The organism is Polaromonas sp. AET17H-212 (assembly GCF_002379085.1).
Lineage (GTDB): Bacteria > Pseudomonadota > Gammaproteobacteria > Burkholderiales > Burkholderiaceae_C > Polaromonas.
The window spans coordinates 47,919-60,041 of the sequence record NZ_NBZW01000003.1 but is presented as its reverse complement, the minus strand read 5'-3'; the positions used below and the strand labels follow the sequence as shown (position 1 = coordinate 60,041).

The window sequence follows — 12,123 nt, the reverse complement described above, 5'->3', positions numbered from 1 at the left end:
CCGGGTCAGGCCCGGCGTGACAACTTACTCGGAAACCGGGGCGTACTGCCGACTCACCCATTCGCGGTAAGCGCCGCTTTGCACGTGCGCCACCCACTCCGGGTGGGTCAGGTACCACTGCACCGTCTTGCGTATGCCGGTTTCAAAGGTCTCCGCAGGCTTCCAGCCCAGCTCGCGCTGGATTTTCCCGGCGTCGATGGCGTAGCGGCGGTCATGGCCCGGGCGATCCTTGACATAGCTGATCTGCTCGCGGTATTGTTTTCCATCGGTGCGCGGCCGAAGTTCGTCGAGCAGGTCGCAGACGATGTTCACAATGGCGATGTTGGGCTTTTCGTTCCAGCCGCCCACGTTGTAGACCTCGCCCGCCCTGCCGGCTTCGAGCACGCGGCGGATTGCGCTGCAATGGTCTTTCACATAAAGCCAGTCGCGCACCTGCATGCCGTCGCCATAAACCGGCAGAGGTTTGCCGGCCAGCGCGTTGACAATCATCAGGGGAATCAGCTTTTCGGGAAAATGGTAGGGGCCGTAGTTGTTGCTGCAGTTGGTGGTGAGCACCGGCAAACCATAGGTGTGGTGATAGGCCCGTACGAGATGGTCGCTGGCGGCCTTGCTGGCTGAATAGGGGCTGTTGGGCTCGTACCGGTGCGTCTCTGTAAAGGCAGGTTCCGTCGGTGCCAGTGAGCCGTAGACCTCGTCGGTTGACACATGCAGGAAACGAAAGCCGGCCTTGGCTTCAGCGCCCAGGCCACCCCAGTAGGCCCGGACCGCCTCCAGCAAGCGGAAAGTGCCGACGATGTTGGTCTGGATGAAATCTTCCGGGCTTGAAATGGACCGGTCGACATGGGATTCGGCTGCAAAATTGACGATGGCGCGCGGCTGGTGCCGGGCCAGCAGGCCGCCCACAAGCGCGCTGTCACCGATGTCTCCCTTGACGAAAACATGCCTCGGATCGTCCTGCAACGTCGCCAGGGTTTCCATGTTGCCGGCATAGGTGAGTTTGTCCAGATTGATAACCGGCTCATTGCGCCCGGCCAGCCAGTCAAGAACAAAATTGGCGCCGATGAAACCCGCACCTCCGGTAACCACAATCATGAGCCCGTCCCTCTGTGTCTCTATGCACCTGCGCCGCTCGACGCCCGCTTGCATTATGCCTTTGGCGCTCTCGTCGCCCCAACTCCGTCGCCAGCAGCACAAACAAAAAATCGCCCTCTGGGAGCGATTCTTTTTTTCAGACCGCACGACGGTCAGAAGTGAATGCCCCGCATCATCTGCTGCAGCGCCACGGCTTCCGGGGACAACGTCTGCTTGACCGGTTTGTCGCCCGGCTTCGCGCCCTTGGCGGCCGATGAGTCGGGGAACATGCGAAAGCTGGTATTCATGGCGATTTGCGCCACGCGCGGCAGCAGGGCATGCAGCACCTGGCCGGCAATGCCCAGGCGGGTGGCGATGCGCACCGGCTTGAAGATGCAGGCTTGGGCCACCAGGTCGGCAGCCTCTTCCGGGCTCAGGGTCGGGACGTTGTTGTAGAGGTTGGTCGGGGCGATCATCGGTGTGCGCACCAGCGGCATGTTGATGGTGGTGAAGGTGATGCCCTGGTCGGCAAATTCGCTGGACGCGCAGCGTGTCCAGGCGTCCAGCGCCGATTTGGAGGCCACGTAGGCCGAAAAGCGCGGTGCATTGGTCAACACGCCGATCGAGCTGATATTGACCACGTGGCCCTTGTGTTTGGCGACCATACCGGGCAAAAAACCCATGGTGACCCGCAGGCAGCCGAAGTAGTTGAGCTGCATGGTGCGCTCGAAGTCATGGAACCGGTCATAACTGGCCTCGATGGCGCGGCGAATCGACCGGCCCGCGTTGTTGATGAGGAAATCAACGCCGCCGTGTTTTTCGATCAGCGCCTGTACAAAGCGGTCGCAGTCGGCCATGTCGGCAATATCGGCCGGGTAGGCGATGAAGTGGCAGCCCCTGGCCCGGGCCTCCTTGCAGGCCTCATCGAGCTTGTCCTGGTCGCGGCCGCAGATGAGGGTGATGGCGCCGGCTTCGGCAAACTTGTGGGCGGCCGCCAAACCAATGCCCGAGGACCCGCCGGTGATCAGCACCACCTTGCCGCTGACGGTGCCCTTGAGCGAGCGGTCGATGTGCAGGTCGGGGTCGAGGTGACGCTCCCAATAGTCCCACACGCGCCATGCGTAGTCTTTCAGGTTGGGGCATTCGACGCCCGAGCCCTTGAGCGCTGCCAGGGTTTCGCGGCAGTCAAAGCGCGTCGGGTAGTTGACGAAGGTCAGCATGTCCTCGGGCAGGCCCAGGTCGGCCATGATGGCATTGCGCACACGGCGCACCGGCGCCAGGGCCATCAGGCTTTTCTTGACGCTGCGCGGAATGAAGCCGAGCAGGGCCGCATTGACAAACAGGTTCATCTTGGGTGCATGCGCAGCCCGGCTGAAGATGTCGAGCACGTCGCCAACGCGGTACCCCACCGGATCGACCAGGTGGAAGCATTTTTTGGCAATACTGGCCTTGTGGCTGATGACGTCCAGCGCATCAACCACAAAATCGACCGGCACGATGTTGATGCGCCCCCCCTCCAGGCCCACGGCCGGCATCCAGGGTGGCAACAGCTGGCGCATGCGCTGGATCAGCTTGAAGAAGTAATAAGGCCCGTCGATCTTGTCCATCTCGCCGGTGGTGCTGTCGCCCACCACCATGGCCGGGCGGAACACGGTCCAGGGCACCTTGCACTCCTTGCGCACGATTTTTTCGCTTTCATGCTTGGTCATGAAATACGGGTGGTCGTAGTTCTCGGCTTCCTCGAACATGTCCTCGCGGAACACGCCTTCGTACAGCCCGGCCGCGGCGATGGAACTCACATGGTGAAAATGCCCGGCCTCGATGGCCTTGGCGAACTCGACCGTGTGGCGGGTACCGTCCACATTGACGGCAATCTGGCTTTCCTCGTCGGCACTCAGATCGTAAACAGCCGCGAGGTGGTAGAAATGGTCAATCTGGCCTTTGAGTTTTTTGGCGTCGTCGCTCGAGACGCCGAGTTTCTTCGCCGTGAGGTCACCATGCACAGGAACCGCCCTGGCGGCGCTGACGCCCCAGTACTCACGCAAGGCATCGACCTTGCCGGCACTTTCCTTGCGGATGAGGAAATACACCGTCGCACCCTTGCGCGCCAGAAGCTTTTTGACCAGCCGTTTACCGATGAAGCCAGTGGCTCCAGTGACGAAATACTGCATTGTGTTCTCCGCAAGATCACTCTATTCTTGCGCAAGCCCCGCTGCCCGCCGGTCAGCAGAAACCCGCGCCCACCCTGTCTGGCACCGTTTTTCCATAGGGGCGGACCACTAGCGTTTTAGGAGCAAACACCTAAACCTGCACCCCTGCAGCGCTTATATTTTCATAACCGTGTCGCCCAATGGCGGCGCCAACCAGCCATCCACCCATCGACAGGAGTCCCCCATGGTCAAGAAACTGCAAAAAATGAGCGCCGACAAAAAATCAGGCCCCCAACTCTCGGGTGCCGTGAAGGAATCGGCCCAGCAGATCTGGCTGGCCGGCCTGGGTGCTTTTTCCAAGGCGCAGGAAGAAGGGGGCAAGGTCTTCGAGACCCTGGTCAAGGAGGGTCTGTCCATCCAGCGCAAGACGCAGGCTGTTGCCGAAGAGAAGATTTCCACCGCCACCAGCAAGATGGCCACCATGGCGACCGACATCACCTCGAAAGCCGGCACCCAGTGGGACAAGCTGGAGAACATTTTTGAAGAGCGCGTCGCCAAGGCCCTGAACAAGCTGGGCGTGCCCTCTGCCAAGGACGTGGAAGCCCTTATCGCGCGGATCGACGAGCTCAACAAGAACGTGCAGAAGATGGGCGCCAAACCGGCTGCATCCAAGTCAGCGCCGCGTGCCGCCAGAGCAAAACCCGCCGCCGGAAAAGCCGCAGTGCGCAAACCAGCCGCCAAGCGCGCGCCGGCTCGCAAGTCCGCCTGATACCTGGCACCTCGAACCCCCAAAGGACGTTGAAGCGTCCTTTTTTTCGTCCCCTCACCCCGTCCCTCTCCCAGGGGGAGAGGGCGTAAAACCAGCCCAAACTACCTGAGTAGTTACAAAAGATCAATAATTCCAACACCCGGGCGAGTGGGTTAGAGTCGAACAAAAACACGAGGTAGACACCATGGCGAAAAAAGCGCCGCGCCGAACTGCTGAACGCATCCTGGAAGTGACGCTTGATCTGTTCAACCGTTTTGGTGAACCCAATGTGTCGACCACGCTGATCTCGGCCGAACTGGGCATCAGCCCCGGCAACCTGTACTACCACTACCCCGCCAAGGACGAGCTGATCAACTCCTTGTTCGACCGCTACGAGCGTTCCCTGAGCGAGCTGCTCAATGCCAGCGACAGCGTGCGTGACGTGGAGGACGCCTGGTTTTTCATGCACACGCTGTTCGAACTGATCTGGCAATACCGCTTCCTGTACCGCGACCTCAACGACCTGCTCAGCAAGAACCGGCGGCTGGAAACCCACTTCCAGTGGGTGCTGAAAAACAAGACCCGCTCGGTCAAGACCATGCTCGACAGCATGAGCCGGGCCAACACCGTCAGCATCGACTCGCGCGAGGTCGAGGCCACGGCCACCAGCATGGTGGTGGTGCTGACCTACTGGCTGAGTTTCGAATACGTGCGCGACCCGCGCCATGCACTGGAGCCGGAAAACGCCCAGGCCGCCCTGCTGCGCGGTGCGCACCACGTCCTCAACTTGCTGATTCCCTACCTCGAGCAGGGCCAGCGCATGCACTTGCAGGCCCTGGTGGGTGCCTACACCAGCCCCGCCTGACCCCGATTTTTCAGCCAACCAACAATAATTCCCAAGGAGACGACCGATGGCCAAATGGACTGCTTTCCCCCACGCTGGCGACTATGCATTCGATGCCGCCAGCCTGAAAAAAAACTGGGCACGCCTGCACCAGGGGGACTGCGAGCCCCTGCCCAAGGACGCCGCCGTGTTGCAGGCCTGGGTGCTGTTCCACAACGGTGAATTCCAGCAGGCCGCCGAAGCGGGCCTGAAGGCAGGCGGCGCTGGCATCTCCGTGGTCAACAAGGCCACGTCCATTTACGCCAACTACCTCGAGAACAAGGAAAAGACCAAACTCGAGCTGTTCATGGAAGTCGCCCAGCGCGCCGAAGCCCAGCAAGCCGCCGACCCCCAGAACGCCAACGCCTGGTACTGGCAGGCCTACGCGCTCGGGCGCTACAGCCAGGGCATCAGCGTGGCCAAGGCGCTCGCCCAGGGCCTGGGCAGCAAGGTCAAGAACGCGCTGGAGCAGGCCATCAGGCTCTGCCCCAAACATGCCGACGCGCACATTGCGCTGGCCGCCTTTCACGCCGAGGTGATTGACAAGGTCGGTTCCCTGATTGGCGGCATGACCTACGGCGCCAAGAAGGACGTGGGCCTGTCGCTGTTCAAGGAGTCCCTCAAGCTCAACCCGGGCTCGGCCATCGCCATGATCGAATACGCCAACGGCATGGTGATGCTCGAAGGCGACAAGCGGATGAAAGAGGCCACCAAGCTCTACGAGCAGGCCGCCGCCAGTACCCCAGCGGACGCGATGGAGCGGCTCGACGTGGAAATGGCCAAGGTCGAACTGGAAGACTGAGCCACAAAAAAAAAGCGCATCCGCTATATTTTTTATAGCTGGATGCGCGCGTACCTCATGGGCTGGAGCCAAAAAATACTATGAAGTCAGGCCGTCCACCGCCTGGAACAGCGACTCCCGTGCCTGGCTGATGATCCGGTCTTTCCAGGCGTCGGTGTCCACGTAAAACGCATCCATCATCTGCTGCCGGATCTGCGTCGCCAACGCCGGTGGCGCATCGGGGTGGACATTGAGCCAGTGTTCGGCGCGCAGCGCCTGCATCATCTCGAAGGGCGGCAAGGTGCCGTACTCCATCGCGATGCCGGTGTATTCCGCGTCGGGGCACTCGTCGTAGATCGAGGTCCACATCAGGCCGGTCAGGAAAGCCGAACTCGACGAGCCGTCGTAAATCGAGGTGACCGGTGTCGCGCCGCCGCCGCCCCACCAGGCGCGTGCCCGGGCCAGCGCCGCCTTGTCATCGCGGCAGGCGCAAATGCGTTCGCCGACCCCGCTGGGGCCCAAGCCGGTGTGGATGTCAATCCACGCCACCCGCCTGGCCTGGCGCGCATGGGTCTGCAGCACCTTGCGCAAGGTCTGGTTGCTCCAGGTCGGCGCGGTGCCACCGAAAAACAGGCCCTCGGGGAATTCATGCTGGCCGCGCGTGATGGCTGCCTGGTAGGCATCCATGCCGCGGCTGCCGATGTAATGGTCGGTGGCCACCTTGTTGTCGTCGTTGGGCGGCCACTGGTCAGGCAGCAACAGCGGCTGCAACTCGCGGTAGGCCTCGTTGACGGGCAAGGTCTGCGAGAAGTCATGGAAGTTGCGGTTCAGGTCCACGTTTTCGTGGGTGGTGCGCCGGATGTGCGAAAAGCCATAGGGGTTGAGCGCATGCACATACAGAACCGCCACGCCCTGCGCCCTGGCCTTGGCACGCCACTCGGCGTCCCTCAGGGCAAACACCTGCACGCCGGAGCCGCAATACCCTTCAACGCCATGGCAGGCGCTGCTGAGGATCAGCAGGGAGCGGGCGTCGGCCGGGCCGTCCAGCACCACGTCCATGGCCAGCACTTCCCCCTCGCGGCCGGTTTCGGGGTGCAGCTGCGAATCCGCCTGCAGGCCGGCCGCAGCGGCCGCTTCCAGGAATTTGCCGCGCGCCTCGGCATAGGTGCCGGAAAAAGCGTCAGTCACTCCGCTCATGCGGCGTCCGTGGCCAGCCAGCTTTCGCTCAGGCGCACCCAGAAGGTGGCCCCCAGCGGGATCAGGTCGTCGTTGAAGTCGTAGCTCGGGTTGTGCAGCATGCAAGGCCCTCCGCCGTGGCCCATCTCGCGGTGCGTGCCGTCACCGTTGGCAATAAAGACATAGCAGCCCGGTTTGGCCTGCAGCATGTAGGAAAAGTCTTCCGCGCCCATGGTTGGTTCCTGGGCGATCACGTTGGCCTCGCCAACGATCTCGGCCATCACCTTGCGCGCAAACTCGGTTTCCTTCGCATGGTTGATGGTGGGCGGGTAGTTGCGCACAAACGCAAACTCGCACTGGGCGTCGTGCGCGGCGCAGAGGTGCTCGGCGATCTGCTGCATGCGTTTTTCAATCATGTCCAGCACTTCCAGCGTGAAGGTGCGCACCGTGCCCTGCAACTCGCAGCTGTCGGGGATCACGTTGGTGGCCTCGCCGGCATGGATCATGGTGACCGAAATCACACCGGCATCGACCGGCTTCTTGTTGCGGCTGATGATGGTCTGGAAGGCCTGCACCATCTCGCAGGCCACCGGCACCGGGTCGACGCCGTTGTGCGGCAAGGCGGCGTGGCCGCCCTTGCCGCGAATGGTGATCTTGAACTCGTTGCTCGAGGCCATCACCGGGCCGGTGCTGGCGGCAAACTTGCCGACCTGCGTGCCCGGCCAGTTGTGCATGCCGAACACCGCGTCCATCGGGAACTTGTCGAACAGGCCGTCCTTGATCATCTCGCGCGCGCCACCGCCACCCTCCTCGGCCGGCTGGAAAATCAGGTAGACCGTGCCGTCGAAATTGCGGTTTTTTGCAAAGTGCTGCGCGGCGGCCAGCAGCATGGCGGTGTGGCCGTCGTGGCCGCAGGCGTGCATCTTGCCGGCATGCTGGCTGGCGTGTTCGAAGGTGTTGAACTCCTGCATCGGCAGCGCGTCCATGTCGGCGCGCAGGCCGATGGCGCGGCTGGAGGTGCCGTTCTTGATGATGCCGACCACACCGGTGGTGCCCATGCCGCGGTGAATCGGGATACCCCACTCAGTCAATTTTTGCGCCACCACGTCGGCGGTGCGCACTTCTTCGAAACACAGCTCCGGGTGGGCGTGGATATCGCGGCGCACGGCGGCAATGCCGGCGGCCTGGGTGACGATGGAATCAATGACTTTCATGAAAACCTTTGGATGATCAGGCCCACCCCACCCGCTGGTTTCAGGATGATTGGCGGACCCAGGGTTGACCTTGGTAGTGCGCATAGTCTGCCAGATTTAGCAGCGGCACGTCGCCGCGTGAATCGCCATACGCATGCAAAACAACCGCTGCGGCAGGAACGCCGCGATTGGCCAGCCAGGCCTGCAGGCGCAGCACTTTTTCCTCGCCGTGGCAATTGCGGGTCGCCATGCGCCCGGTAAGCATGCCGTCACTGACCTCCAGCTCGGTGCAGAGCACCGCATCCACGCGCAATACGTCACCCACCCCGTGCAGATAAATCCCGGGGGAGGCGCTCACAATCACACAGCCATGGCCCTGCTGCTGGTGCCAGCGCAGCCGTGCCAGCGTCTCCTCCTGCCATTGCCGGGGCAGGTACTGCGCCACAAAGTCGGCCGACCAGCGCTCGATCTGCGCCGCGCTGTACCCGCCCAGGCTGGCCTGCAACAAGCGCGCCTTGGCCCGGTGGTTGCTGGTGAGCCGGCAGGCGTAGGCGGCCAGCCAGGGGCTGCTGCGCAGCAAGGCGAGCAGAAACCGCGGCCAGCCCAGGCTGCGGCGCAGGTAGGGAAGCAGCGTATCGCGCCGGGTCAGGGTGCCGTCGAAGTCGAAGGCCGCGACGACGACCGGAGTGGTGCCGGCGACCCCTACTTCGTGCATCGCACCTGGCCGCAAAGGCGCTCGCAAAACGGGCAGCCGGTCATGGGCAACCAGGCCGGGATGTTGTAGTAGCGGCTGTGAATGGTGGCGAGCACGCCCTTTTTATAAGCGGCGTAGTTGAAGCCCCGGCCCTCGACCGCGTAAAAGGGCACGCCGTCCTGCGAAAAACTGAGGACCTGCACGCTGTCGAAGTAGGGCTGGTACTCCTCGAGGCGCGGGGCGTCCATGCGCAGGATGCGCACGGTTTTCCCCTGGTACAGCGAAAAATCAACCAGCATGTCGTCCTGCCGCGCATGGAAATTGCCCGGGCCGAACACCGGCACATACTTGCGCAGCGTGTAGCCATAGATGGACGCGGGCGTGTAGGCACTGGCCATCAGTTCCACGCCGGGTGCCGCCACCTGCTGCAGCATCTCGGTGGTCTTGTAACTGCGGATGATTTGCGGATAGAGCTTTGTGCTTTTCCAGTTCTCGAGTGAGGTGGCATGGAGGCCGGCCACCACCAGCACATGCAGGCCGGCAAACGCGGCCATGCCCAGTGCACAGGTCCTGAGCTTGTCCCGCGGCAAGGCAAAGGCCAGCAACGCAAAACCGAAGGGGTAAAACGACAGCACCCAGTGCAGCCCCACCACCTTCTTCAGCGACAGCAACGCAAAAAACAGCAGCGGCACGACCACCACACAGGCCAGCAGCCGTTGCCGCCGCGCCGCGGCAGCCAGCGCCCCGCGCTGCTTCCAGACCAGCCAGGCCGCCACCGGCGTGACCAGGTAGACCAGCATGGCCAGGTAGAGCAGCGGCTTGTTCCAGGCGAAGCTCTCGCCTTCGTTGCGGTTGTAGAGGTTGAACATGATGTTCGACCAGCCGTGCGACATGTTGTAGGCGATGTTGATGGCCGGACCGGGCAAGGCGCACAGCACCAGCAGCGCAAACGCCGCCCAGCGTTCGCGCCGGTAGACCGCGAAATACACGAAATAGGTCAGGCCGAGCACCACCGAGAAGTACTTGGACAGGAAGGCACAGCCCAGCGCCAGGCCCGATAACGCGTACAGCCCCCAGGCCGTGCGGTCCATGCGCTCGCGCCGCTCGGCACGCAGCAGCAGGGCCACCGACAACACTGACCAGGCCATCAGCGGCGTATCGGTGGTGATCAGCACATTGAGCCAGTTGATCGGAGCCAGCCAGAAAAACAGCACGGCCCAAGCCGCACGCACGCGGTCCAGCGGGGCCAGCGCCCAAGCCACCAGGGCGCCGAGGGCCAGCGGCAGCAGGACCACCGGCAGGCGTATCGCCCAAGTCGTGTCGCCCAGTGTCGCGCGCACCAGCGCAATCAGCCAGCCGACCATGGGCGGATGGTCGTAATAACCCCAGTCGGGGTAAACGCCCCACCAGTAGAAAAAAGCCTCGTCGCCGGTGATCGGGAAGGTGGCGGAGAGCCACAGCCGCAACGCCAGCGATAGCGCACCGGCAGCGACCAGCCCGCGCACCAGGAAAGGGGAAAGAAGGGGGGCAGCCGGGGCGGCGGAACGTTCAAGCATGGGCAGGAAGACTTATCTGAAACTGATGTCGCGAATGGCGGCACTATAGACCAGCGCCAGCGCACCGATGGCCACCGCCAGCCACAGGGTCAGTACCCGGACCAGCACGGTGATGCCCAGCGCCTGCGCCGCGCCGGCGCCATGGAGGACGAGCAGGCCAGTCAACAGCGCTTCCATGCCGCCCAGGCCCGCCGGCAACAGGGAAAGCGCGCCGCCGACCATGGCGATGGCGTAAAAACCAGCGGCTTGCAACAGGCCAATGGCCAGGCCCGCCTCGCGGCACAAGAGCCAGACGGCCAGGCCCTGCGCGGCCCAGGCCACCCCGGTCAGCGCCAGCCAGACCGCGGGACGGGTGGCCAGGCACTGCCAGGCATCACGCAGCCAGGACAGCCGCAGCAGCAGGCGCCGCCGGAACGTGAACAGAAGCACCAGCAGAGCGAGTGCGGCCAAGCCGCTGCCCAGCGCCAGGCGGTAAGCCACGGGACCACCCAGCGCGACCAGCCACCAGGCCACCGGCAGGCACATCAGCAGCAGGCACAACAGGTCGGCCAGGCGTTCCGCACCGAAAATCGCCAGGCTTTGCGCCGGGCCCAGCGGACGGCGCGCCAGCATCAGCCCACGCGCCGCCTCGCCGATGTTGCCGGGCGTCGGCGTGAAGGTGTAGCCCGCCAGGTACAGGCGCAGACCTTCCGCGAGACCGAACGCCCGCCCGTAATGGGCCATCCACATGCGCCAGCGCAGGCCGCGCAGCAGGTAATTCAACAGGCACAGGGCGGCGGCTTGCAGGCCCGCGAGCGACCCCAGCCGCTGCAGGGTTGCCAGGGCGCTGCCTTCGCCGAAAACGGCCAGTGCCACCGCATACGCCGTGGCGGCCAGGCCCAGAACCAGCAACAGCGGCTTGAGCGGCAGGCGGGGCGCCGGCCGGCCCGGCGGCTTCAAAAGCGGCGCCCCAGAAACACCAGCAGCCAGGCCGCCAGCGCCGCCAGAATCCAGGGGTCGCGCACCAGGTCGCGCGACACGTCCTCGCCGCGCCCACGGTGCACCTGGTAGGCGTAACGCAGCATGGCAAACACGACAATGGGCACGCTGTAGACCAGCCGGTTGCCGTGCTGCAGCTGCGCCTCGGCGCTGGTGGCAAACAGGCCGTAGGTCATGAGGCTGGCCGTCATGGTCACAGCCATGAACATGTCCAGCAGGGCCGGCGGGTAGTGCTCGAGCACGGCGCGCTTGGCGGCCTGGTCGTGAAAGGTTTCCGCCTTGCGTTTTGAAAATCCCAGGAACAGGGCCACGAACAGGCCGGCCAGCAGCATCCAGCGCGACGGCGGAATCCCCACCGCCAGGGTGCCGGCCAGCAGCCTGAGCATGAAGCCCGAGGCAATGATGGACACATCGACCACCGGCACATGTTTGAGCCGCCAGGAATAGGCCAGGTTCAGCGCAACGTAAATGCCCAGCAGCGCCAGCAAGGTCCCGTTGCCGGCGGCAAAAGCCAGGCCCGCAGCCAGCAGCAGCGCTGCCAGCGCCAGCGCCATCGCGGGCAACACGGCGCCGCTGGCCAGCGGCCGGTGGCGCTTGACCGGATGGCGGCCATCGCTGACGCGGTCCAGCCAGTCGTTGAGGATGTAGACCATGCTGGAAAAGCAGCAGAACGCGGCAAAGGCCTTCAGCACCTTGAAGGCCACCGGCCCGTCGCTCCAGCTCTCACTGAACACCAGCCCGGCGAACACAAAGGCGTTTTTCAGCCATTGGTGGGGGCGCATCAAGGTGACGAGGCGGAACAATAAACGCATGGGCGGAGGAAAACTCGGTTGAGGCGGTCGGGCGGGGACAAGCTTAGACCACGTGCGCGCGGTCGGGTTCAAGCATAACCG

The 12,123-nt window shown here is 63.7% G+C and carries 11 protein-coding genes; 3 read left to right on the top strand and 8 right to left on the bottom strand.

From position 1 onward, the window contains the following. Nucleotides 1-24: 24 nt before the first annotated feature. Nucleotides 25-1,092 (bottom strand): dTDP-glucose 4,6-dehydratase, encoded by a 1,068-nt coding sequence (rfbB, locus tag B7G53_RS04315; RefSeq protein ID WP_096664066.1) that lies wholly within the window; start codon nt 1,090-1,092, stop codon nt 25-27. A gap of 152 nt (nt 1,093-1,244) precedes the next feature. Next, nucleotides 1,245-3,242 (bottom strand): SDR family oxidoreductase, encoded by a 1,998-nt coding sequence (locus tag B7G53_RS04310; RefSeq protein WP_096664063.1) that lies wholly within the window; start codon nt 3,240-3,242, stop codon nt 1,245-1,247. A 223-nt stretch (nt 3,243-3,465) separates the two neighbouring features. Between B7G53_RS04310 and B7G53_RS04305 the strand changes: the two genes are divergently transcribed. From B7G53_RS04305 to B7G53_RS04295, 3 genes are all read left to right on the top strand, one after another. Then, nucleotides 3,466-3,990 carry a phasin family protein gene (locus B7G53_RS04305; RefSeq protein ID WP_096664060.1) on the top strand — a complete coding sequence of 175 codons (525 nt, stop codon included), beginning with the start codon at nt 3,466-3,468 and terminating at the stop codon, nt 3,988-3,990. 184 nt (nt 3,991-4,174) lie between these two features. Next, nucleotides 4,175-4,834: a TetR/AcrR family transcriptional regulator gene (locus B7G53_RS04300; RefSeq protein WP_096664057.1), complete on the top strand. Its 660-nt coding sequence runs from the start codon at nt 4,175-4,177 to the stop codon at nt 4,832-4,834. Between the two features lie 46 nt (nt 4,835-4,880). Next, on the top strand, nt 4,881-5,654 hold the full coding sequence (locus B7G53_RS04295) for a tetratricopeptide repeat protein (RefSeq protein ID WP_096664054.1): 774 nt from the start codon (nt 4,881-4,883) through the stop codon (nt 5,652-5,654). A gap of 78 nt (nt 5,655-5,732) precedes the next feature. Here B7G53_RS04295 and B7G53_RS04290 read toward each other — a convergent pair whose 3' ends face one another. The 6 genes from B7G53_RS04290 to B7G53_RS04265 are packed head-to-tail and all read right to left on the bottom strand — an operon-like array spanning nt 5,733 to nt 12,042. Continuing rightward, nucleotides 5,733-6,830, bottom strand: a complete 1,098-nt coding sequence (locus tag B7G53_RS04290; protein ID WP_096664051.1) for a M14 family metallopeptidase — start codon at nt 6,828-6,830, stop codon at nt 5,733-5,735. After that, entirely contained in the window at nt 6,827-8,023 is a 1,197-nt protein-coding gene (locus tag B7G53_RS04285; RefSeq protein ID WP_096664048.1) for a M20 aminoacylase family protein, read from the bottom strand. Before B7G53_RS04285 ends, B7G53_RS04290 begins: the two co-directional genes overlap by 4 nt. Before the next feature lie 40 nt (nt 8,024-8,063). Then, nucleotides 8,064-8,717: an HAD family hydrolase gene (locus tag B7G53_RS04280; RefSeq protein ID WP_096664045.1), complete on the bottom strand. Its 654-nt coding sequence runs from the start codon at nt 8,715-8,717 to the stop codon at nt 8,064-8,066. After that, nucleotides 8,705-10,252: an ArnT family glycosyltransferase gene (locus tag B7G53_RS04275; protein WP_096664042.1), complete on the bottom strand. Its 1,548-nt coding sequence runs from the start codon at nt 10,250-10,252 to the stop codon at nt 8,705-8,707. The genes B7G53_RS04280 and B7G53_RS04275 overlap by 13 nt, the downstream gene beginning before the upstream one ends. A gap of 12 nt (nt 10,253-10,264) precedes the next feature. After that, nucleotides 10,265-11,191, bottom strand: coding sequence for a lysylphosphatidylglycerol synthase transmembrane domain-containing protein (locus B7G53_RS04270; RefSeq protein WP_096664038.1), 927 nt, complete (start codon nt 11,189-11,191; stop codon nt 10,265-10,267). Beyond that, nucleotides 11,188-12,042, bottom strand: a complete 855-nt coding sequence (locus tag B7G53_RS04265; RefSeq protein ID WP_096664035.1) for a decaprenyl-phosphate phosphoribosyltransferase — start codon at nt 12,040-12,042, stop codon at nt 11,188-11,190. Before B7G53_RS04265 ends, B7G53_RS04270 begins: the two co-directional genes overlap by 4 nt. Nucleotides 12,043-12,123: the final 81 nt, after the last annotated feature.

Excerpts from the sequence above, each read along its gene's own strand:
- B7G53_RS04305 (WP_096664060.1), top strand. The coding sequence starts at position 3,466 with ATGGTCAAGAAACTGCAAAAAATGAGCGCCGACAAAAAATCAGGCCCC.
- B7G53_RS04275 (WP_096664042.1), bottom strand. The coding sequence starts at position 10,252 with ATGCTTGAACGTTCCGCCGCCCCGGCTGCCCCCCTTCTTTCCCCTTTC.
- B7G53_RS04295 (WP_096664054.1), top strand. The coding sequence starts at position 4,881 with ATGGCCAAATGGACTGCTTTCCCCCACGCTGGCGACTATGCATTCGAT.
- B7G53_RS04290 (WP_096664051.1), bottom strand. The coding sequence starts at position 6,830 with ATGAGCGGAGTGACTGACGCTTTTTCCGGCACCTATGCCGAGGCGCGC.
- rfbB (WP_096664066.1), bottom strand. The coding sequence starts at position 1,092 with ATGATTGTGGTTACCGGAGGTGCGGGTTTCATCGGCGCCAATTTTGTT.
- B7G53_RS04265 (WP_096664035.1), bottom strand. The coding sequence starts at position 12,042 with ATGCGTTTATTGTTCCGCCTCGTCACCTTGATGCGCCCCCACCAATGG.
- B7G53_RS04285 (WP_096664048.1), bottom strand. The coding sequence starts at position 8,023 with ATGAAAGTCATTGATTCCATCGTCACCCAGGCCGCCGGCATTGCCGCC.
- B7G53_RS04300 (WP_096664057.1), top strand. The coding sequence starts at position 4,175 with ATGGCGAAAAAAGCGCCGCGCCGAACTGCTGAACGCATCCTGGAAGTG.
- B7G53_RS04310 (WP_096664063.1), bottom strand. The coding sequence starts at position 3,242 with ATGCAGTATTTCGTCACTGGAGCCACTGGCTTCATCGGTAAACGGCTG.
- B7G53_RS04280 (WP_096664045.1), bottom strand. The coding sequence starts at position 8,717 with ATGCACGAAGTAGGGGTCGCCGGCACCACTCCGGTCGTCGTCGCGGCC.